The sequence below is a fragment of the Vibrio rumoiensis 1S-45 genome, from assembly GCF_000286955.2.
Lineage (GTDB): Bacteria > Pseudomonadota > Gammaproteobacteria > Enterobacterales > Vibrionaceae > Vibrio > Vibrio rumoiensis_A.
Map to the genome: position 1 here is coordinate 1 of NZ_AJYK02000065.1, position 21,625 is coordinate 21,625.

Below are 21,625 nucleotides of genomic sequence, written 5' to 3' on the forward strand. Positions count from 1 at the left end.
GATTAGGATTAGCATATTTATCCCCTTATATAATAGGGTTGATATTATTTACGGCTTTTCCTTTTGTATCGTCGTTTTTGATGAGTTTTACTGATTATGACTTGATGACCCAACCAAACTATGTTGGTCTAGATAATTATCAGTATATGCTTTTTGAAGATGACACGTTTTGGAAGTCAATGAGCGTGACGTTTATGTACGTTTTCTTGACCATTCCAGTCAAACTTGCTTTTGCACTATTTATTGCCTTTATTTTGAATTTCAAACTTCGAGGTATTGGCTTTTTTAGAACCGCTTATTACATCCCATCCATTTTAGGTAGTAGTATCGCTATCGCAGTTTTATGGCGCGCCTTGTTTGCAATTGATGGCGTACTAAATGGCATGCTAGGAGTGATTGGTTTAGACCCAATTAACTGGTTGGGTGAGCCTTCATTTGCTCTATTTTCTATTACTTTACTACGCGCTTGGCAGTTTGGTTCAGCCATGGTGATCTTCTTAGCAGCGTTACAAAACGTTCCTCAATCACAATATGAAGCCGCGATGATTGATGGTGCAAGTAAATGGCAAATGTTCATGAAAGTGACTGTACCACTGATTACTCCAGTTATTTTCTTTAATTTTATTATGCAAACGACCCAAGCTTTCCAGGAATTTACAGCGCCTTATGTTGTGACAGGTGGCGGTCCGATGAAATCAACTTATTTAATCTCACTTTATATTTATGAAACAGCATTTAAATTCTTTGATATGGGATATGGCAGTGCATTGGCATGGTCATTGTTTGTTGTAGTGGCAATATTTACGGCAATTACTTTCCGTTCTTCTAAATATTGGGTTTTCTACTCTGGCGATAAAGGTGGGAAATAATTATGAATACAATAGTAACGAATGAGAAGAATATGAATGCCTCAAAATTAGATGCTAACGCAGAAAATAATAGAACGATTCGTCGTGAAAAGATTAATGCGTTAATTCGGTATGTCGTATTAATTTTAGTGGGACTAATGATGTTGTACCCACTTTTATGGATGTTTACCGCAGCGCTAAAACCTAATCACGAAATATTCACCTCAATGAGCCTTATTCCAAAAGAATGGAGCTTAGATGGTTTTATTAATGGTTGGAAAACAGGAACAGAATTTACTTTTGGTCATTATATTATTAATACCTTTTTATATGTTCTTCCAAAAGTATTTTTTACCGTTGTGTCTTCTACCATTGTGGCTTATGGGTTTGCACGTTTTGACATTCCATGGAAAAAGTTTTGGTTTGCTACTTTAATCGCAACCATTCTTTTACCTCAAACCGTTTTACTTATTCCACAATATTTAATGTTCCGTGAAATGGGGATGTTAGACAGTTATTTACCGCTGTACTTACCACTGGCATTTGCAACACAAGGCTTCTTTGTCTTTATGTTGGTGCAATTCTTACGTGGTATCCCAACGGATATGGAAGAAGCCGCCATGATTGATGGTTGTAATTCATTCCAGGTTCTTTGGCATGTGGTGGTTCCGGTTATTCGTCCGGCAATTATTTCGGTCGCACTATTCCAGTTTATGTGGTCGGTGAATGACTTCTTAGGTCCACTGATTTACGTATCCAGTGTTGATAAGTATCCAATTGCACTTGCTCTGAAAATGTCGATTGATGTGACAGAAGGGGCTCGTTGGAATGAGATTTTAGCAATGGCTTCTATCGCAATCATTCCATCCATCGTGGTGTTCTTCATGTCTCAAAAATACTTTGTTGAAGGCGTCTCAAACAGCGGCATTAAAGGTTAAGTGGAGTAATAAATTATGGCTCAAGTTCAATTTAAAAAATTAGAAAAAGTGTATTCGAATGGCTTCAAAGCAGTTCATAGTATCAATCTAACCATTCAAGATGGTGAGTTTTTAGTGATAGTTGGTCCATCTGGCTGTGCTAAATCAACCACATTGAGAATGCTAGCCGGATTGGAAAATATCAGCGGTGGTGAAATTCGAATTGGTGAGAGAGTAGTTAATAATTTAGCACCTAAAGATCGTGGTATTGCAATGGTATTCCAGAACTACGCTTTGTATCCACACATGACGGTAGAAGAGAATCTCGCATTTGGTTTGAAGCTGCAAAAGTTACCAAAAGAAGAAATTGCACAGCGAGTTAAAGAGGCTGCGGGTATTTTAGAAATTGAAGACTTGCTTGATCGATTGCCTCGTCAGCTTTCTGGTGGCCAGGCACAGCGTGTTGCGGTCGGTCGTGCGATTGTCAAAAAGCCAGAAGTGTTCTTATTTGATGAGCCTCTATCAAATCTAGATGCCAAGCTTCGAGCGTCAATGCGAGTGCGTATTTCTGATATTCATAAGCATTTAAAAGCGACTAATAACCCGGCAACGTCAGTTTATGTTACCCATGACCAAACAGAAGCGATGACCATGGGTGACAGAATTTGCGTGATGAAATTGGGTGAAATCATGCAAGTGGATACACCAGAGGAGCTTTATAACAACCCAATAAATATGTTTGTCGCTGGCTTTATTGGTGCACCAGAGATGAACTTGAATGAGGTGGTTTTAAAGGAAGAAGGTGATGATCTTTACGCAGAGCTAGAAGGGCAACGTTTATTAGTGCCTAAAAGTAAGGCTGGAAATATTCGCTTGAATGGCTATAGCAAAACGGTGTTTGGGGTTCGTCCCGATGACATCACTGTCGCGAGAGAGGATGAAGATGATTCTAATGTGATCTTAGGTGACATCATCCGAATGGAGAACATGGGGCATGAGATGTTTGTTTATTTCAAAGTTGGAACAAAAACACTAACCGCTCGTGTTCCTGTTGATGTGGTCAAAAGCCGTGTGGGATTTGGCACGGAAGAGAATGTACGTTTTAAAGTACAAATGGAAAAAACTCATATTTTCGATGCGGTATCAGAAAAGAACATTTCATTAGATAACTAAAACTATATAAGGGACTTATTATGAAAAAAAATCTAATAACGACAGTCACGACACTTGCGCTTGCAGTCGCTTCTGCTAATGCCTTTGCCGATGTTGAGTTACGTATGTCTTGGTGGGGGGGAAATGAACGTCACCAAGCAACCAATGCCGCGTTAGAGCGATTCCAAGAAAAATACCCTGATATTTCAGTAAAAGGTGAATATACCGGTTGGGATGGTCACCTTTCTCGCTTAACCACGCAAATTGCCGGTAATACAGAGCCAGATGTGATGCAAACGAACTGGAACTGGATGCCAATTTTCTCTAAAGATGGCAGTGGTTTCTATGACATGACATCGCTGTCAAAAGAGCTAGGTGTATCAAACTTCCCAGAAGCGTCGATAGAAATGAGTACCAATGCAGGAAAACTTAATGGTTTACCTGTGAGTATGACTTCGCGTGTTTTCTATTTTAATAAAGATTCTTGGGAAAAAGCGGGCCTGTCTTATCCTAAAAACTGGGATGAGTTGATGAATGCAGGGCCAGTGTTTAAAGAAAAACTCGGTGAGAAATATTACCCACTGGTAATTGAAGCGCGTGATGTTTTTGCAATGAACCGCTCATACATGATTCAAAAGTATAATAAAGACATCATTGGTACCGATGGCATGCTGCAATTTGATCAACAAGAAATGACGGAGTTCTTCCAGTTGTATGCCGATCAAGTGAAAAACCATGTCTTCCCATCAACCAAAGAGTTCGCTTCTTATGGTCGTTCAAACCTTTATGAAATGAGACCTTGGATTGAAGGTGAATTTGGTGGCGTATACATGTGGGATTCTGCCATTGCTAAATATTCAGATAACCTAAAACCACCAATGCAGCTTGAATTAGCCGACTACCCGATGGTTGATGGTGCAACAGATGCTGGCTTGTTATCTCGTCCATCAATGATGTTCTCTATTGGCCGCAACACCGAGCACCCAGAAGAAGCGGCTAAATTAGTTAACTTCTTATTAAATGATCCAGATGGTGTGAAAGCGCTAGGGCTTAGTCGTAGTATTCCATTAAGTAAAAGTGGTTTGAATACATTGACTGAAACGGGTCAATTAGACAAAAACAGCCTGCAATATCGCGGGTATCAACAAGCACTTGATGTGCCGAAGAAAATTGTGGCAACGCCATATACAGATAATGCTCAGGTAATGGAAATGTTTAGTGAGGAAATGCAACACATTGATTACGGTAAAGCGACACCTGAAGAAGCAGCAAAAAGCTTCTTAAGGAAAGGTAACCGCTTACTGAAAAAGCTGACACGTTAATCGATTTTCATTGTAGTAGTTATCCACTTTCCCTACCTCTACGTGAGGTAGGGCTTTTTAGTTGATATACAAGTATTACTACCTGTAAGTGATATGGCGTAATGGGATGGCAAGGAGGCTTGGGTTCATCTTATGGATAGTTATCAACCAATCGTTGTTTCGCAAGATCCACACAATGGTGACTTTACTTCAATTCAGCAAGCGATAGATTCATTGCCGGATAATGATCAACATTATCAAATTATCATTCATCCCGGAGTCTATCGGGAACGAATTTTATTAGCTCGTGATAATGTTCACTTAACGGGCTATGAGCAATCTGAAACCATAATTACCGCTAATTGCTGTAACCAAAAAATTCAGCCGGATGGCCGTATTTCTGGCACTTATGGTTCCAGAACGGTAGGGGTTGAAGCTAAGCATTGTTCACTCAGTTATTTAACGATAAAAAATGAATTTAATTTTTTAGAAAACCAAGCCATTCCAGAGCGATTAAGGATCCAACACACTCAGTCAGTCGCTTTATTAATCGGTAATAGTGCTGATTGTGTTCAATGCTCACACCTTATTCTTGAAAGTTACCATGACACTCTATTTGTTAATGGCGGTAAAAGTTATTTTCATCAATGCCAAATTTTAGGAGCGATCGATTTCATTTTTGGCGCAGGACAAGCGGTGTTTACACAATGTGATGTAGTGGCAAGGAACCGATCTGATATTAAAAATGGTCAGCCCTATGGCTATATCAGTGCGCCTAGCACTCATGTGAGCCAATTGCTTGGTTTTGTATTTTTACAATGTCGATTATTAAAGGAAACTGGAGTACCTGAATCGAGTTATGCGCTAGGCCGCCCATGGCACCCTACGGCCGAATTTTATGATGGTAATTATGCAGATCCCAATGCTATCGGTCATTGTGCGTTTGTTGATTGTTTAATGGCCGATCATATATATGGCTGGGATAAAATGTCGGGAAAAGACAAAAATGGCAACCAAGCTTGGTTTTACCCGCACGACTCACGGTTTGAAGAGTTCAATAATTTCATCATCAATGATCAGCAACAAATTGTGCGTAAAAGAGCGATGACCTATTCGTTGCCTATAAAGCAATATCACCAGCGACTACAACAAGTACAACACAGCCTATCTTCTTGGCTTCATTTCTCATTTCAATTTTAGGAGTTGTCTATGTCACGACAATCTAACCTTTCTTTATTGACGAATTATTACCAGCGTATTCTCGACCAATTCTTAAATCATGATTTGTATTTGCTTGCTGATGGAGCAGATACTTTAACCAATAAACCGGTATATTGGACTTACCCTGATGGCACGAAAGCAGTAATGAGTAATTTTGCTAGCCAACAGAATGTATTACGTGCTTTGGTGGGGTTATCTGTTGTCACTAAGAATGATCATTGGAAAAACACGGCGACAAAAATGACCAAGCAATTTCTCGATAATTATACCGATTCAGAAAGTGGGCTATTTCACTGGGGAGGGCATCGTTTTATTAACCAACAAACCGGAGAAATCGAAGGGCCAGCTAGTAAAGAACGTGTTCACGAATTGAAGCATCATTTCCCTTACTATGAATGTCTTTATCAAGTGGATGCAAAGAGGACTACCCAATTTTTACATGGTTTTTGGGCAGCTCATGTCTTGGATTGGCAGAAGTTAGATTTAAGTCGACATGGTCAATATGGCATCAAACCCATAGATAATGTTTTCACCTATCATCAACCTAAGCCAGTGGTTGATCCTAGCCTCTGGCCACAGCTACCTGAAACGGTCGGTTTAACATTTGTTAATGCTTCTACTGACTTGATTTACGCGGCAATATTTTATTCTCAACATCAAGTGGATGTTCATGCTGAAATGTGGGCTAAACATCTCTATAAGCAATTTGTGTTAGCGCGTAATCCAGATACTGGTATGCCTGTTTATCAATTTTCCTCACCGTTACAAAGAGAGCCTATTCCCGATGATGATACTTTGACATATTCGTGGTTTGGAGACCGAGCTAAGCGGCAATTTGGAGACGAATTTGGTGAAATAGCAAAAGAGGCTAATGTGCTATTTCGTGATAGTTGGCCAGTAGTAGTGGATAACCCGCTAGCAATTTTAGAGTGTGCTAAGCAAACCGGTGATGAAGAAATGTTAGCTTGGGTGACAAGTGGTATTAAGGCTTATTTTAAATTCGCTTGGGATATGATGGAAAATAAAATCGTTCCTATGTGGAATAATGGCCATGATATGACGGGTTACGTTTTCCCCCGCGATGGTTATTACGGCAAAAAGGGGACAGAATTAAAACGCCAATCTGTAGATCCTGCGTATTTATTGCCTTTGATACGTGCCAGTATTAATAGTGATGATATCGAGATCAAAGAGCTTACTGCAACAATGTTTGCACGCTTTGAACTGGGTTTAATTGCTCCTGATACAATGTGGTTAACAGAGGTGAATATAGATACCGCCATCGCCTCTCCATATTTATTATTCGCGTTGCTCGATCTCTATGAATTTACTGGGCAAGAAAAATTATTATTACTCGCAGATTCAATTGGTAAGAATATAATAGAGCAGAAATTTCATCGTGGGTATTTTGTACCATCAGAGCAACATCGTTTTGCTCGTTTTGATGATCCAGCTTCTTTCGCTCTTATTGCATTAGAAGCAGCGCATCAAGGTCAATATGCCGACATGCCTACACACATTTCAAACGGTGGTTACTTGCATGGCGAAGTGAGCCAAGGTGACCGAATTGAAACTGTATATGATCGCGACATCATTTATGGGGTAACCATAGAATAGTGAAATGAACCTGACCTTTTCGTTGTTTAAAAATTGGCCACTAACGCTACGTAAGCGTCACAAGGTCTTATTGATTCGTGATGTATTCCCTCTAGCGTGGCCGATTTTTATTGAGCTGTTATGCGTGGTATTGATGGGGATCATTAGCACGATTCTCGTCAGTCGCTTAGGTCAGTCTCAAACCGCCGCGATCGGGATAAGCGACAGTTTCACTTACATCATTTATTCGGTTCTCGCGGCTATTGAGCTGGGCGGAACTGTGATTGTTGCTCAATCATACGGGCGAAGAAATAGTGAACAAGCGCTCGATCAAGCTCGGCAAACCATTACTCTAAATGCGCTGATTAGTGTGCTTTTTTGTGTTGTGGTATTGCTTGGTGGAAAGTCATTACTTGAGATCGTGGCTTATGGCGCAGAGCCTGAGGTTATTCACCTTGCTGAGGTTTACCTTACCGCAATGGCGTTGAGTTATCCTGCGCTTGCGATCACTCTTGCAGGCAGCGGGGTATTAAGAGCAGTTGGTAATAGTCGCTTACCGATGAGAGTCAATATCTTAACCAATTTACTGAATATCGCGTTTAGTTATCCATTGATCTACGGTGTCGGTGATTGGCAAGGTTTGGGTTTGCTTGGAGCCGGTTTAGGTGTTTCTTTAGCGCGTTGGGTCGGGGCTTTTATTATTCTGGCGTATTTAGCCAAAAACTCTCGTTTTGTGATCCCGTTTAAATTGTACTTTTCTAAGTTTAGCCGCAAAGTACTTGCCGATATTTTAGGGATAGGTATTCCTGCTAGTGTTGAATCCTTGATGTTCAACATAGGTAAAATGATCACTATTTTAATGGTGGCAGGAATGGGAACCGTAGCGATGGCGGGTAATGTCATCGCATTCTCTATCATATTGATGATCAATATTCCCGGCAATACATTAGGTATGGCTGCCACGGTTATTGTGGGTAAACGCCTAGGGCAAAATAGACCAAGAATGGCACAACAAGAATTGGTGCTGATTTTAGTTACTTCCACCATTTTATTAGTTTGTTCAACCTTACTGCTCGTACCGTTTATTCATTACATTGCATTGCTTTATACCACTGAAGAGTCAGTGATTGATGTGGTGGTAAACTTGTTCTATATGAATGCCATTATGATGCCAGTTTGGGCTGCTTCTTTTGTTCTTCCTGCTGCATTTAAAGGTGCTAAAGATGTGAAGTTTACTATGTGGACGGCAATTCTCAGCATGTGGGGTTTTAGGATTTGCTGCGGATATGTATTTGGCGTAGTACTTGATTTCGGTGTGTATGGGGTATGGATAGGAATGTTCAGTGATTGGATAGTGCGAGGAATGCTATTCACTTTGCGATTATTGAATCAGAAATGGTTAGCCCGATACTTTAGAGATGTTTCTCGTTAAAATGTAAGCGGGTTTACTTGGAATAAAAATAGCAAAAAGAGCCAACAATAGGCTCCTTTTTGAATTTTTAATGCTTTGGAAAATAAGCTTTTAAATTAAAACTTAACCCAAGTTAGCGCTGTTAGAGCGATAAAGCCTAACGCAGAACCGTAGATCAAGATCAGGCTCAATGCGGTAGCAGCGGAATCTTTTAATTTGGAATTGTTAAAAGTGCTTTGATTTGCAGTAATAGTGTTCATTGTAACCTTAGCTCTGTGTGATATTTGTCACAATTAGACCAGTTTATATGATAGAGATCAAGTTTTTTGAAACGCTCTTTTATATTAATGCCTGTTTTATTATTAGAGCAGCGATATAGCTTGACCCTAGATTGTTACAGCGTCACTCCGCTTTTCCAGATGGCAATTTCTCTTATCTGATTGATTTCATTTTTACTCTTGTCTCCATTGATGATAGTAACGATGGTTTTGATGAATTCTTTTAGTAATTGATCCATCGAAATATCTTCAGATACTAATTTACCAGCATTAAAATCTATCCAGTGCTTTTTCTTATCGGCTAGTTCTGAATTTGTCGCAATCTTCACTGTTGGAACAAATCCGCCGTAAGGGGTACCTCTACCGGTTGAAAATAACACCATGTGACAACCTGAAGCGGCAAGTGCGCTGGTGGCAATCGCATCATTTCCTGGGGCGTTTAGTAAGTTTAAACCAGAAGTGGTAATTTTTTGTGTGTAGTCGAGTACATCGACCACCGGACTCGTGCCAGACTTTTGAGTACAACCTAGCGATTTATCTTCTAAGGTAGTAATGCCTCCAGCCTTATTGCCGGGAGAGGGGTTTTCATAAATTGGTAGATCGTGTTTGGTGTAATAATCTTTAAAGTTATTAATCATGTTAACGATTTTATTAAATACTTCATAAGTTGTTGCTCTTTGCATTAACAAGGTTTCAGCACCGAACATTTCAGGTACTTCGGTGAGTACGGTTGTTCCACCTTGAGTGATGACATAATCTGAAAACTTACCGAGTAATGGGTTGGCGGTGATCCCTGATAATCCGTCACTACCGCCGCACTCAAGACCAAAATGAATTTCGGATAACTTACCTGGTTCGCGTTTATCGTGTCGCATTGTTTCATATAGATCTTCTAATAAGCTTTTTCCTGCGAGAATTTCATCATCGACAGATTGCGAGATCAGGCATTTAATTCTATTTGGATCGTAATCTCCCAAACCTTGCATAAAGGTAGGGACTTGGTTGTTTTCACAGCCCAAACCTAAAATCAGTACGCCACCGGCATTAGGATGTTTGGCGATGCTTTGTAATAAATTACGAGTTGTAATGTGGTCATCGCCTAATTGAGAGCAACCAAATTGGTGTGGGAATACGTAGACGCCATCAATCTCTAGTTGAGGGTTGCTGGCTAAAAATTGGTTCACCATAGTCTGTGCGATGCCATTAACGCAGCCAACCGTGGGGATCACCCATAGCTCATTACGAATTCCGACTTCGCCATTTCCGCGGCGATAAATACTGACTGCAGTTTGATCAAGATTCGGAATCTCGCTAGATGTAAAGATTTTAGGCTGATATTGGTAAGCTAATTTATCGGATAAGTTAGTTTTGCTGTTATGACTATGTATCCAACTACCTTGCGGAATATCATCCGTCGCATGACCAAAAGATTCCCCGTATTTCCATAACAAATCACCTATCGTCATATCATCTAACGCAATTTTATGACCTTTAGTAATGTCTTCTTGAAGAGTAATAAAAAGGTTGCTGGTGATCTTAATCTTCGACCCTTTATTTAGATCAACGAGTGCTATCACAACATTGTCTTTGGGGTGAATACGAATCCATTTTTTCATCTGGCTCTCCAATAGATGCCGGAGAATACTTGGTGGCATCATGGCAATAGGGGAAGGCTATCCGAAAAACGAATAGCCTTAGTTGAAGGCAATTACTTCTTAATGCCTAAGTTGAAATATTGATTAGCGTTGTTGAAGCAAATATCTTCCACCATTTTTGATAGTAGTGGCATATCCAGAGGAACTTCACCATCTTCCACCCATTGGCCAATTAAGCGGCACAATAAACGGCGGAAATATTCATGACGGGTGTAAGAAAGAAAACTGCGGCTATCTGTCAACATACCGACAAAACGACTGAGTAGGCCAAGCTGGGAAAGTTGTTCCATTTGGCGCAACATACCGTCTTTCTGATCGTTAAACCACCACCCAGAACCAAACTGAATTTTGCCCGCAATACCACCGCCTTGAAAGTTGCCACACATGGTTGCGATGACTTCGTTATCTCGTGGATTCAAACAATATAAAATGGTTTTTGGTAATGCGTTTTCAACATCTAATGCATTGAGTAATTTAGATAGTGGGGCAGCAACTAGGGCATCATTAATTGAGTCAAAACCAACATCAGCACCAATAAGATTGAACATGCGTTGGTTGTTATTTCGTAATGCGCCGATGTGATATTGCTGAACCCAACCACGTTGTGCGTATTGTTTACCTAAGAAAATGAGAATCGCGGTTTTCAGTTGTGCGGCTTCTTTATCAGTTAATAGTTCACCTGATAAACGTTTGGATAAAATTGAGTCTAGTTCTTGTTCGCTGGCGTTTTCAAAGACCACAGTATCAAGAGCGTGATCTGAAATGCAGCAGCCATGAGCTTCAAAATAGTCCAAACGGATAGTGAGTGCATCGCATAGATGATAGAAGCGTTGAATCTCAATGTTGGTGAGCTTGCCAAGTTTGCTTAAGTATTGTGAATAGTCTTCCGCGTTAGCATTAAAAGCTTTATCTGGTCGCCAACTAGGACGCATTTGAACGTCAAAATCTTTATCATCCATTACGATTTTATGAGGAACCAAATCATCAATCGGGTCGTCAGTGGTACCGACCATGCGAACATCCATTTTTTTCATAATGTTGCGAGCGGAAAATTCAGGTGAAGCTAACATCTCATTGCACTGATTCCACACACTTTCAGCGGTAGATTCATTTAAAATGGTATCGGTAATTCCAAAGGGACGGCGTAATTCTAAATGAGTCCAGTGGAAGAGTGGGTTACCAATGGTTTGGGGAACAGTCTTGGCCCAGGCAAAGAACTTTTCTTTATCCGAAGCATTACCTGTACAAAAACGCTCTTCAATACCGTTAGTACGCATGCCACGCCATTTGTAGTGATCACCTTTTAGCCAGATATCGGTTAAGTTTTTGAAGCGATAATCTTCAGAAACTTGTGTTGGGGGAAGGTGGCAGTGGTAGTCGATAATCGGTTGATGCGCTGCCACATTATGATAAAGCTCTTTCGCGATATTCGTTGTAAGTAAGAAATCTTCCGTTAAAAATTTTGACATGACCTTCCACCTAAATAAAATAGACATTTCTGGTATAATATGAGATTGAATTGGTATAACAAGTTTGTAGATCACAAAATTAAACAATCGAAATTTATCTATATTCGATATTGATCAGCATAATATGGTTTCCCTTGTGATAGTTTTCTTGGGTTTAATTTAATAGTTAGGTGAATGATGTCTTTTGAAAACAAGCGTTTGTATCAAGTTATTGGCGAAAAGTTAAAAGAAAAAATACTATCTGGCCAATATCCGGTAGGGACGAAAATGCCACCGGAAAGAATTATTGCTGAAGAGCTTGGCATTAGTCGAACGGTTGTACGTGAAGCGATGATCATGCTCGAACTGGAAGGGCTGGTGGAAGTGAGGAAAGGATCGGGGATTCATGTGGTCTCGACGATTTCGCAGCAATCTTCTGGGCTAAGTGAAAGCGAGGAAGAATTCGCTCGTTACCTTATTGAAGAAATGAAGAAAGCCGGCCCATTTGAACTCTTACAAGCAAGGCAAGTGGTTGAATGTACTATTGCTTCTTTTGCTGCGAGTCAAGTAACAAAGCAAGATATTGATTTATTAGATAAAATACAAAAAGAGAGTTACCTAAATGCCGACGATACTGATTCAGCATGGGATGAGGAATTTCATATTCAACTCGGTAAAATCACCAAAAACTCGGTGCTTTCTTTAATCATTGAGCTGATTTGGTTTACCCGTAAACAGAACCCATTATGGAATCAATTGCACGAACATATCGATTCATCAAATATCAATACCTGGGCGGATGAGCACGGTGCGATTGTAAAGGCCTTACAGGTTAAAAACTCGAAGCAAGCAAAAGCAGAGATGTGGCAGCATTTAGAAAGCACTAAGCAATTTTTGTATGATGCCTCTTCAGCAGAAGATACTCCTTATGATAAGTATTTGTTTGAAACTAAGCCATTAGATATATAAAAATGATTAAATATTAATAGGTTAGTTGTTTTTTTGCTAACCTATTTCTACATTCCTAGCCATAAATTTTTATCCCAACTGCACTCCTTTAGAACATTTTTCCTCATATTGCACAAATTTAGTTCACAAAATCGCGATAAAATTGGTATAACATCTTAAAAATATAGGTCTGCTAGCATTTTTTAATTTAAAATATAAAACCACGGTTCAAAAATTTACATGCCGTGATTATAGTCACATTAAGATACTCAATAAGGTGTTTTATTTAAGCAGGAAAACGATTGCTTATAAAAATATAATAATTATTGCTGTGGAAGAGTGTGCTAATGAATGTAGAAGTATTTAATAAATTATTAAACCGAATATTAGAATATGCCCTCATATTTTTTATGGCAATGATGGTGTTTTCGGTTGTATGGCAGGTATTTACTCGTTTTATTTTAAATGACCCCTCCGTTTTTACCGATGAACTTTCCCGTTATTTGTTAATTTGGATTGGTATTTTAGGTGGAGCCTATACGTTCTCAATTAAACGCCACTTAGCCTTAGAGTTGTTGGTCAGTCGACTCAAGACTAGAAATCAGCATGTTCTTAATATTGTTATTAGTTGTTTTGTCTTGTTGTTTTCTTCTGTTGCCTTGGTATACGGCGGCTGGAACTTTATGATGACGACGCTGCATCACAATCAAGTCTCTCCTGGGTTATCTATCGGTGGGCATCAACTTTTAATTGGTTATGTCTACACGGTTGTACCGTTTTCGGGTGTCATTATCTGCTATTACGCATGTATTGATATTCTCAAATCAATATATCAAATAGTTCGTTGAGGAAAGTATCATGACACTGGTTGATTTAATATTTACTCAAGACTACATCAATTCAATGCCTGATATGGTCTACGATTTACTGCCCATTGTGGTTCTATTTGGATCGTTAGCAATATTTTTATTAATAGGTATTCCCATTGCCTTTGCGATTGGTGGTGCGGCATTACTAACTATATTTATTGATTTTCCAATAGATAAAGCATCGATTTTAGTTTCACAACAATTGACAAATGGGTTAAATAGCTTTGGTTTATTAGCCTTACCGTTTTTTATTGTGGCCGGGAATTTAATGAACCGGGGAGGCTTAGCGAATAGGCTGATTAATTTCGCTATGTTACTCGGTGGTAAGCTTCCAGGATCACTGTCTCATGTGAATGTTATTGCTAATATGATGTTTGGCTCTTTATCTGGCTCAGCCGCCGCCGCTGCCGCTGCTGTTGGTGGGATAATGAAACCATTGCAGGAGAAACATAAGTATCCTAAAGATTTCTCAACTGCGGTGAATGTTGCTTCTTGCCCAACGGGATTGTTAATTCCGCCTTCTAATATCTTAATTTTATATGCTTTAGTCAGTAGTACCTCTGTGCAATATCTCTTTATTGCAGGTTACATTCCGGGTCTTTTAATGGGTTTCGGGATCATGATTGGTATTTTGTTGTTAGGTAAAAAATATAAGATCCCCCAAGAGAAAATTGTTCAAAAAGAAAAAACAATGAAAGTGATTTGGGATGCCATTCCAAGCTTATTTTTAGTGTTGATCATTATGGGGGGGATTTTAGGTGGGGCGTTTACTGCAACGGAAGCCTCTGCTATTGCGGTAGTTTATAGTTTGATTTTAGGCTTTGCTTATCGTGAATTAAAGTTTAAAGATCTAGCGCCTATCTTGCTTGATAGTGTGATTACGACTTCTATCGTATTACTCATGATAGCAACATCTTCGGCAATGTCATGGTCTATGGCCAATGCTGATATTCCAGGTGCGATTGCAGATTTCGTTCTTAATTATTCAACTAACCCGCTGGTTATTATGCTGCTAATGAATTTGATTTTATTAGTGGTGGGGACATTTATGGATATGTCTCCAGCGGTTCTAATTTTTACACCGATATTTTTACCTATCGCCGTTGAACTTGGTGTCGACCCAATTCAATTTGGCATCATCATGGTGTTTAACCTTTGTATCGGTATTTGCACGCCCCCAGTAGGTACGGCTCTATTTGTGGGCTGTAGTGTCTCTGGTAACAAACTCGGCGATGTGGTGCCTAAGTTAATACCTTTATTCTTAATTATGGTTCTAACTTTGGGGCTGATCATTATGGTGCCATCACTCACTATGTGGCTACCTCATTTGGCGGGATATGTATCTTAATAAGTTCAATAACGTAGAAACAAAGAAGGGAATAATAATATGAAACTGAATAAGTTAATGCTTGCAGGAATCTTAGCTGGAGCAACCTTTACCTCTAGTGTTTATGCTCAAACATTGAAATTAGCCCATGCACTACCAACTGAGCATCCAGTACACCAATCGTTAAGTTGGTTTGCTGACCAAGTTAAAGATGAAACCAAAATCAGAGTCAAAGTGTACGCCAATGGAACACTTGGTAATGAAACTAGCTTATTGCAAATGGTACAAAATGGTACGGTTGCCTTTACTAAAGTGAGTGCTGCTCCGCTGGAGTCATTTTCGAAAGATTATAAGATCTTATCTCTTCCTTATTTATACAGCAGTGAGCAGCAGTATCGCGATGTACTTAATGGACCTATTGGTGACAAAATTTTAGCATCCTCGCGTGATGATGGTTTTGTTGGCTTGGCATTCTTGGATGCGGGTGCGCGTAGTTTCTATACCGATAAAGCAATCAAAACACCTGCTGATTTGAAGGGCATGAAGATTCGTGTTCAAAACTCACCATTGGCGATTGATATCATCAAATCTCTAGGGGCAACACCTGTTCCACTACCATACGGCGAATTGTATTCAGCGCTACAGCAAGGGGTAGTCGATGGGGCAGAAAACAACATTCCATCTTATTATTCTTCTCGTCATTTTGAAGTGAAGAAAACCTTCTCTTACGACAAACACACAATGGTGCCTGACGTGCTCGTTGTCTCAACCAGCGTTTGGGATGAATTGACACCTGAGCAGCAAGAAACTATCCGTAAAGTGGCAAAAGAAACGGCGAAGCAGCAAGAAGTTAACTGGAAGAAGTATGTTGACCATGCAACGGCAGATCTGAAAACCAAAGGTATCACATTCGTAGATAGTGATACGGCATCGTTCCAAGAAGCGGTAAAACCAGTTTACGAGAAGTTTAAGAAAGAGAATCCTGATCTTGTCGATATGCTTAGTGATATTCAAAACACTAAATAATCAAAGGGTCTTAGCTATATAGTAATAGTCGTAAGGTTCAGGTCGACGCACTAGGTTAGCCTGAGCCTTATTATTTACCTTTCAGCCAAAGAGAACCCAATCAAATGACTTATTGTTTTTTAAGTTGGTTTAGAGCAGTAGAAGAATGTTTTAACAGTCAATTTAAAAAACAATATGAAATGGCGAACGTATTATGAAGTTGAATCGAGTTAATCTAGAGCATGTCACAGCAAGCTCACTCCCTAATCAAAATAATCTCAACGCAAAAGTTGGTATTGTACATTTAGGTTTTGGTGCATTTCATCGCGCACATCAGGCGTTAATTACCGATGTCGCGATGAAAGAATTTGGTGGCGACTGGAAAATTGTCGGCGTCAATAATTGGCGAGCAGCCGGTAAACCTGAATCAGAAACAGGGGTAGAGCAAGAGTTCTCAAGCCAAGACAATCTATACACAGTTGCAGTCGGTCAAGACGAACAGGTTAACCTTGAAGTGATTGGTGCCGTTGAAGAGGTGCTTTTTAGTAATCAAGTTGAGAAAATTCTTGGTTATATGACCAGCGAAGCAGTGAAAATTGTTTCTCTGACGATTACAGAAAAAGGCTATTGCCATTTGCCATCAACGGGTCATTTAGATATCAATCATCCGTTAATTCAACATGATTTACAGCATATTGATCAGCCACATAGCGCAATTGGCTTCTTGGTTTCTGCCATCAAAACTCGTAAAGAGAATGGTATTACACCATTTACACCGTTAACGTGTGACAACCTGCCTGAAAACGGTCATGTATTAAAATCAGTGGTGTTGGATTTTGCACAGCAACTGGATCCTGAGTTAGCGGTATGGATTAAAGAGAATATTAATTTTCCTTGCAGCATGGTCGACCGAATTGTACCTCAAACGACCCAAGGTGATATTAATAAAATATCCAATCAATTAGGGGTAGAAGATGGTTGCTGCGTGACTACAGAACCCTTTTTACAATGGGTGATTGAAGATAAATTTAATAACGATCGACCGGCTTGGGAAAAAACCTCTATCGCCAATATTATGCTGACCGATGATGTTATTCCGTTCGAAAATATGAAGCTAAGGCTACTCAACGGTACTCATTCTTCTATTGCGTATTTGGGTTATTTGGCGGGTTATCAAACCGTCTCGGAAACCATGTCAGATCCAACTTTTAGTGCTTTTATACGTTACTTAATGGATAAAGAGATTAGCCCTTCAGTCGATGTAAAAGGAATTGATCTTGAAGCCTATAAAGACCAGTTGATTGCAAGATATCAAAACACCGCTCTACAGCATAGAACCTGGCAGATTGCGATGGATGGTTCTCAAAAACTGCCACAACGCTTTTTACAGACCATTGGTTATGGCTTAACTCATGGTATCAATGTTTCTGGTTTGATCTTAGCGGTCGCTGCGTGGACGAAATATGTTAGTGGTGTAGACGAGCAGGGAATAACTATTGATGTAAGAGATCCGTTGAAAGCAACGTTCAGTGATATATGGTTAAAACATGGTGAGTCTACTTCGGATATAGTTAGCGCATTTTTATCGCTAGATTCGGTGTTTTCAGCTGAATTAGCGAGTAATTCTACATTTAAAGCCCAGTTAATTGATGCTTTAAATCAACTGATTGAGCACGGATCCAAGCAAAGTGTTCAACAATTTATTCAAACTGTGTAAGCGCAGGCAAGGGTAAGTATTATGAAGATGACATTTCGTTGGTATGGTGAAGGAAATGATAAAATTACCTTAGACCAAATTAAACAAATTCCGGGTGTAGAAGGTGTGGTTTGGTCATTGCACGACATGCCTGCAGGCTCACTTTGGTCACCAGAGCGTGTGGCGGAAGTTGAAAAACAAGCGCAAGAATATGGGTTTCATATTGATGTGGTAGAAAGCGTCAATGTGCATGAAGATATTAAGCTGGGTCTTGATACTCGAGATCAATACATTGAAAACTACAAGCAAACCCTTAGGGTGCTGGCTAAATTTGGTGTCAAAGTCGTCTGTTATAACTTTATGCCAGTATTTGATTGGACTCGCACTAATCTCTATAAAAAAATGCCAGATGGTTCGAATGCTTTGTTTTTTGAAAAAAGTAAAATTAATGAAATTGATCCTATTGAGTTGATTGAGACGATTTCTAAAAACACCGATGTGACCATGCCGGGTTGGGAGCCAGAGCGTTTAGCGAATCTCAAGCAGACATTCAAACAGTATGAAGGCTTTACTGCTGAAGATTTATGGAAAAATTTACAGTATTTCTTAGAGCAAATTATTCCGGTGGCTGAAGAATGTAATATCAAAATGGCGATTCACCCTGATGATCCCGCTTTCCCGATTTTTGGACTACCACGCATCATTATTAATAAGGAAAATATCGGGCGCTTCTTAAAACTTGTCGATAGACCTCATAACGGTTTAACGGTATGTACGGGCTCATTAGGTTCAATTGATAATGATATTCCTGCAATTATCGAAAGCTACCATGACCGCATACACTTTATGCATATTCGTAACGTAAAGCGTTTTGAAAATGGAGATTTTATCGAAAGTTCACACCGTGCTTGTGATGGTTCGGTTGATATTGTCGAAGTAGTAAAAACGCTTCATAAATATGACTATCAAGGTTATGTTCGACCTGATCATGGGCGTCATATTTGGGGGGAGGAAAAGTGGGCTAGACCGGGCTACGGCTTATATGATCGTGCACTTGGAATTATGTATATAAACGGTTTGTGGGATACGCTAAACCACAAATCGTAATGTAAATTGATAATAAATTGAGAAAGGCGATGTACTGAAACTTAAAGTACATCGCCTTTGTTGTTTGTTGGGGTTATTTTTTTTCATCAACTAGGGAAGAATTTAGCCTTTCACTGGATTCTAGTTTCTTATTGTGACGATATAAGCGCATTATAGTAAATAAGTTGACTGTTAGTAATGTCGCCTCTAAAAGTGATCCACCAATGGAACCAACGATAATGTTATTGGCCAGCCAACATACCGCACCGATGATAAAGGCAATTCGCATTTGAATGCCTTTTAGGAGAAATACGGCAATGGTGCCTAATACCGATCCAGCGATAGGCAGTAAATCAAGTGGTCCTTCAGCTATCCATAAACCAAGTGCAATACTGACTATGACAAAAAAGGCTGCCACAACTTTATTTGAGGTCTTAATGGCTGTTACCGTTCGTAAGAAAGATAAAAGTGTGCTTATTGCCGAAATATTTGAACCCAAAAGGTAGAAATGCAAGACGTTATTTAACTGGAATATCACCATTAAAATCTTTAATTTGCGGTCATCTTTTTGATAAAAAGTAGAAATCCCCAAGGCAAAGCTAAGAAAGCCAAGCCATTGTGCAAAAGAAAGGTTAATTAAATATTCCATGTAATAGCCTTAAACGAAGAAAAGTGAAGCCTAGCCACTGTAGGCGCTTGCTAAATGGTCGAATGACTTCAAAGTTGTTATACCAATTAGAGTACCATGATTAGAGTAGATTTGAAGTAAATTGAAATGCTATTTCAGTAAAAGGTGATGGCGCGCAGAGAATAATGAATGAGTGGCATTAAGCAAAGTATTAGCATGATTGAGATCCGTGGGAATATTTGGCCAAATCACAGCAACGAGAAAACTCTAATTTTGAGTGTCACTAAAAAAGGGATGTTTACACCAGATAGAGCATACGAGGCACAGAGGCTGTATCAGCTTCATAGTGAATTTAGTCGCAGGATTAATTACTTGTAGAGCGAGTATTAAAGTTACTCGGCTAGAAAAATAATTTATTATGCAGATCTGAGGTTAATTAGGGTAGATAAGTAACTATTTGTCTTCTGGCTCAAACCAAGTCGAACGAAAATCAAACCAACCTAAGTTATTAAGGTGGATACCTTGAGCATTTGATGGACCTTTCAGGCGCATCCAATGATGAAATAATGGTTGTAACCAACCTGAGCGTACTACTTGCCAAATAAGATGTTCGGAATTTATTTCTCCGCTGCGCCATTGATTATGCCAGGATTGCAATAGGTCGTTATCTCTGCCACTAATTGATCTGCGCATCAATGGTGAACTGAGTAACCAAGCGCCAACATGCCATGTTTCTGGTACTGGAAAATTGATGGTACCTAACCAGAGATCAATATTATCAGCCGTACCTTGCGCCCATTGTTCATAAGGCAACGTAACTATCTCTAGATCAATATTGTTTTGCTTAAGCAGGGTCGCTATCGCATTGGTTAGAGCTGGAAACTCTGGATGGTGTTCATGATAGGCTAAGCGAATCACGGTGTTTGATGCTTTGACCTTAAAAGGAGACGTAGGGTTGGTCGGGGCTATCCGGTGGCACCAATTCGGTAGTAAACTTGTTGCTGGAACCCATAAATAACGAATAGCAGGACTCAGCTCTTTTAATATGGAATAAGGGTTAAGAAGTTGCTGCAACCAAGCCCTGCTTTCTGGTTTTTGCCACTTGTCCGAGTGACTATCGCAGAGTAAGAAATATCCACCTTGTTCTAAAAACATGTCCTCAAAAAGGTCAGAAGGGCCACCAGTCAGATCAGACTCAACACCTGCGATATATTCTTGGTCACTCAAGCTAGAACTCAACCAGGCTGAATTGGCTTTGTATGATAGCGATAGTTCCGTTTCTTCTGCGGTGACATCAGATTGATGAGTTAGATTTGGCCACATCAATATATCAATCTGATCCAGCAAAGCTCTAAAGCCAAAATAACCATCGAATGCTTTAAGACATAAAAGGCGTTCGTCATTTTGCACCACTTGATAGGGGCCTGTACCAACTGGTAAGCGCGAAAAATGTTCTACTTCATCGTGATTGCTCGGTAATATCAGTGCAGAGGCTGTTGCCAATAATTGCGGAAAGTTATCATCTTCTGCACTGAGTTCAAATTCTATACAATGTGGTCCGACAATTTTTATCTGCTCAATATGTGAAAAAAGGGCAAGCTTTCGAGTACGATTAAGAGAGGTAACAATATCGTTGCAAGTTAACGGCTGACCATCGTGAAATTGAACTGCAGGCCTTATATAAAAACGCCAGATAAACGGATTGATTTTCCGCCAATGATGGGCTAAATCGCCTTCTACTTCACCTGTTTCCTCTTTTACTCTGGTTAATCCACTGAAGATCTGACGAATAAGGTGGCGCTCTGACCGGCGCAAAGGTGTCCCTGGATACAAATTGTACATTGTTCGATAGTAGGGAACTCGCAGAATTTGGTTATCTGGATTAATTCTAAATCCGAGTTTCGAGCGTAATAATGGCGCAACTAAGTGTTTATCTGAGCCGAGAAGATCAATCGCTTCATTGAAGCGACCTTTATCAATTAAGATTTCAGATTTCTTTCTAAGTAACTGGTTTTTATTACTTAATAGAGTTAATGCCGAACGTTTCCCACGGCCAAATTCTGCTTGCCAATCAATCCAGCCAGACTCTTGCATTTGAATCAAAAGATTTCTCATGTGCCGCTTGGTACAGAAAAGTAAGTCAGAAAGCTCTTGTAATGTAACCGATACTTTGGTTTCACCGAAGTGGTTAAGCAGCTTGAGATATTGTTGTTCGAGTCTGTTACTTGCCATAAAAGAG

17 protein-coding genes and 1 pseudogene are annotated in these 21,625 nt (G+C 39.7%); 14 read left to right on the plus strand and 4 right to left on the minus strand.

The window, feature by feature from the left end; genetic code table 11:
- From A1QC_RS09035 to A1QC_RS09065, 7 genes are all read left to right on the plus strand, one after another.
- Nucleotides 1-869, plus strand: an 869-nt coding sequence (locus A1QC_RS09035; protein ID WP_017024507.1) for a carbohydrate ABC transporter permease, incomplete at its 5' end; no start/stop codon positions are given.
- A gap of 2 nt (nucleotides 870-871) precedes the next feature.
- On the plus strand, nucleotides 872-1,786 hold the full coding sequence (locus A1QC_RS09040; RefSeq protein WP_026025741.1) for a carbohydrate ABC transporter permease: 915 nt from the start codon (nucleotides 872-874) through the stop codon (nucleotides 1,784-1,786).
- A 15-nt stretch (nucleotides 1,787-1,801) separates the two neighbouring features.
- A complete protein-coding gene (locus tag A1QC_RS09045; RefSeq protein ID WP_017024509.1) occupies nucleotides 1,802-2,938 on the plus strand; it encodes an ABC transporter ATP-binding protein in 1,137 nt (378 codons plus the stop codon).
- Nucleotides 2,939-2,958: 20 nt separating this feature from the next.
- Nucleotides 2,959-4,239 (plus strand): ABC transporter substrate-binding protein, encoded by a 1,281-nt coding sequence (locus tag A1QC_RS09050; protein WP_017024510.1) that lies wholly within the window; start codon nucleotides 2,959-2,961, stop codon nucleotides 4,237-4,239.
- 132 nt (nucleotides 4,240-4,371) lie between these two features.
- Nucleotides 4,372-5,418 (plus strand): pectinesterase family protein, encoded by a 1,047-nt coding sequence (locus tag A1QC_RS09055; RefSeq protein WP_017024511.1) that lies wholly within the window; start codon nucleotides 4,372-4,374, stop codon nucleotides 5,416-5,418.
- Between the two features lie 9 nt (nucleotides 5,419-5,427).
- Entirely contained in the window at nucleotides 5,428-7,056 is a 1,629-nt protein-coding gene (locus A1QC_RS09060) for a hypothetical protein (protein WP_017024512.1), read from the plus strand.
- 4 nt (nucleotides 7,057-7,060) lie between these two features.
- A complete protein-coding gene (locus A1QC_RS09065) occupies nucleotides 7,061-8,467 on the plus strand; it encodes an EmmdR/YeeO family multidrug/toxin efflux MATE transporter (protein WP_017024513.1) in 1,407 nt (468 codons plus the stop codon).
- A 373-nt stretch (nucleotides 8,468-8,840) separates the two neighbouring features.
- On the opposite strand, the gene A1QC_RS09070 is transcribed toward A1QC_RS09065, so the two are convergent.
- Both A1QC_RS09070 and uxaC read right to left on the minus strand, forming a co-directional pair.
- Entirely contained in the window at nucleotides 8,841-10,340 is a 1,500-nt protein-coding gene (locus A1QC_RS09070; protein ID WP_017024515.1) for a UxaA family hydrolase, read from the minus strand.
- Between the two features lie 92 nt (nucleotides 10,341-10,432).
- Nucleotides 10,433-11,848 (minus strand): glucuronate isomerase, encoded by a 1,416-nt coding sequence (gene uxaC / locus A1QC_RS09075; RefSeq protein ID WP_017024516.1) that lies wholly within the window; start codon nucleotides 11,846-11,848, stop codon nucleotides 10,433-10,435.
- 177 nt (nucleotides 11,849-12,025) lie between these two features.
- Between uxaC and A1QC_RS09080 the strand changes: the two genes are divergently transcribed.
- From A1QC_RS09080 to uxuA, 6 genes are all read left to right on the plus strand, one after another.
- Nucleotides 12,026-12,796 carry a GntR family transcriptional regulator gene (locus A1QC_RS09080; RefSeq protein WP_017024517.1) on the plus strand — a complete coding sequence of 257 codons (771 nt, stop codon included), beginning with the start codon at nucleotides 12,026-12,028 and terminating at the stop codon, nucleotides 12,794-12,796.
- A 326-nt stretch (nucleotides 12,797-13,122) separates the two neighbouring features.
- Entirely contained in the window at nucleotides 13,123-13,623 is a 501-nt protein-coding gene (locus A1QC_RS09085; RefSeq protein WP_017024518.1) for a TRAP transporter small permease, read from the plus strand.
- Between the two features lie 64 nt (nucleotides 13,624-13,687).
- Nucleotides 13,688-14,992, plus strand: coding sequence for a TRAP transporter large permease (locus tag A1QC_RS09090; RefSeq protein ID WP_026025745.1), 1,305 nt, complete (start codon nucleotides 13,688-13,690; stop codon nucleotides 14,990-14,992).
- Between the two features lie 39 nt (nucleotides 14,993-15,031).
- On the plus strand, nucleotides 15,032-15,997 hold the full coding sequence (locus A1QC_RS09095; RefSeq protein WP_017024520.1) for a TRAP transporter substrate-binding protein: 966 nt from the start codon (nucleotides 15,032-15,034) through the stop codon (nucleotides 15,995-15,997).
- Between the two features lie 193 nt (nucleotides 15,998-16,190).
- Complete coding sequence (locus tag A1QC_RS09100; protein ID WP_017024521.1) at nucleotides 16,191-17,693, plus strand: mannitol dehydrogenase family protein; 1,503 nt, start codon at nucleotides 16,191-16,193, stop codon at nucleotides 17,691-17,693.
- 21 nt (nucleotides 17,694-17,714) lie between these two features.
- Nucleotides 17,715-18,779, plus strand: coding sequence for a mannonate dehydratase (gene uxuA, locus A1QC_RS09105; RefSeq protein ID WP_017024522.1), 1,065 nt, complete (start codon nucleotides 17,715-17,717; stop codon nucleotides 18,777-18,779).
- A 73-nt stretch (nucleotides 18,780-18,852) separates the two neighbouring features.
- On the opposite strand, the gene A1QC_RS09110 is transcribed toward uxuA, so the two are convergent.
- Entirely contained in the window at nucleotides 18,853-19,407 is a 555-nt protein-coding gene (locus A1QC_RS09110) for a YgjV family protein (protein WP_017024523.1), read from the minus strand.
- A gap of 277 nt (nucleotides 19,408-19,684) precedes the next feature.
- Here A1QC_RS09110 and A1QC_RS15830 point away from each other — a divergent pair.
- Nucleotides 19,685-19,798, plus strand: a pseudogene (locus A1QC_RS15830) (IS982 family transposase); the annotation flags it as partial.
- A gap of 41 nt (nucleotides 19,799-19,839) precedes the next feature.
- On the opposite strand, the gene A1QC_RS09120 reads toward A1QC_RS15830, so the two are convergent.
- Nucleotides 19,840-21,618, minus strand: coding sequence for an SgrR family transcriptional regulator (locus A1QC_RS09120; RefSeq protein ID WP_017024525.1), 1,779 nt, complete (start codon nucleotides 21,616-21,618; stop codon nucleotides 19,840-19,842).
- Nucleotides 21,619-21,625 lie beyond the last annotated feature (7 nt).

What these genes read in the sequence shown, in the direction of transcription:
- A1QC_RS09040 (WP_026025741.1), top strand. Translation starts at nt 872, where the DNA reads ATGAATACAATAGTAACGAATGAGAAGAATATGAATGCCTCAAAATTA.
- A1QC_RS09045 (WP_017024509.1), top strand. Translation starts at nt 1,802, where the DNA reads ATGGCTCAAGTTCAATTTAAAAAATTAGAAAAAGTGTATTCGAATGGC.
- A1QC_RS09050 (WP_017024510.1), top strand. Translation starts at nt 2,959, where the DNA reads ATGAAAAAAAATCTAATAACGACAGTCACGACACTTGCGCTTGCAGTC.
- A1QC_RS09055 (WP_017024511.1), top strand. Translation starts at nt 4,372, where the DNA reads ATGGATAGTTATCAACCAATCGTTGTTTCGCAAGATCCACACAATGGT.
- A1QC_RS09060 (WP_017024512.1), top strand. Translation starts at nt 5,428, where the DNA reads ATGTCACGACAATCTAACCTTTCTTTATTGACGAATTATTACCAGCGT.
- A1QC_RS09065 (WP_017024513.1), top strand. Translation starts at nt 7,061, where the DNA reads ATGAACCTGACCTTTTCGTTGTTTAAAAATTGGCCACTAACGCTACGT.
- A1QC_RS09070 (WP_017024515.1), bottom strand. Translation starts at nt 10,340, where the DNA reads ATGAAAAAATGGATTCGTATTCACCCCAAAGACAATGTTGTGATAGCA.
- uxaC (WP_017024516.1), bottom strand. Translation starts at nt 11,848, where the DNA reads ATGTCAAAATTTTTAACGGAAGATTTCTTACTTACAACGAATATCGCG.
- A1QC_RS09080 (WP_017024517.1), top strand. Translation starts at nt 12,026, where the DNA reads ATGTCTTTTGAAAACAAGCGTTTGTATCAAGTTATTGGCGAAAAGTTA.
- A1QC_RS09085 (WP_017024518.1), top strand. Translation starts at nt 13,123, where the DNA reads ATGAATGTAGAAGTATTTAATAAATTATTAAACCGAATATTAGAATAT.
- A1QC_RS09090 (WP_026025745.1), top strand. Translation starts at nt 13,688, where the DNA reads ATGGTCTACGATTTACTGCCCATTGTGGTTCTATTTGGATCGTTAGCA.
- A1QC_RS09095 (WP_017024520.1), top strand. Translation starts at nt 15,032, where the DNA reads ATGAAACTGAATAAGTTAATGCTTGCAGGAATCTTAGCTGGAGCAACC.
- A1QC_RS09100 (WP_017024521.1), top strand. Translation starts at nt 16,191, where the DNA reads ATGAAGTTGAATCGAGTTAATCTAGAGCATGTCACAGCAAGCTCACTC.
- uxuA (WP_017024522.1), top strand. Translation starts at nt 17,715, where the DNA reads ATGAAGATGACATTTCGTTGGTATGGTGAAGGAAATGATAAAATTACC.
- A1QC_RS09110 (WP_017024523.1), bottom strand. Translation starts at nt 19,407, where the DNA reads ATGGAATATTTAATTAACCTTTCTTTTGCACAATGGCTTGGCTTTCTT.
- A1QC_RS09120 (WP_017024525.1), bottom strand. Translation starts at nt 21,618, where the DNA reads ATGGCAAGTAACAGACTCGAACAACAATATCTCAAGCTGCTTAACCAC.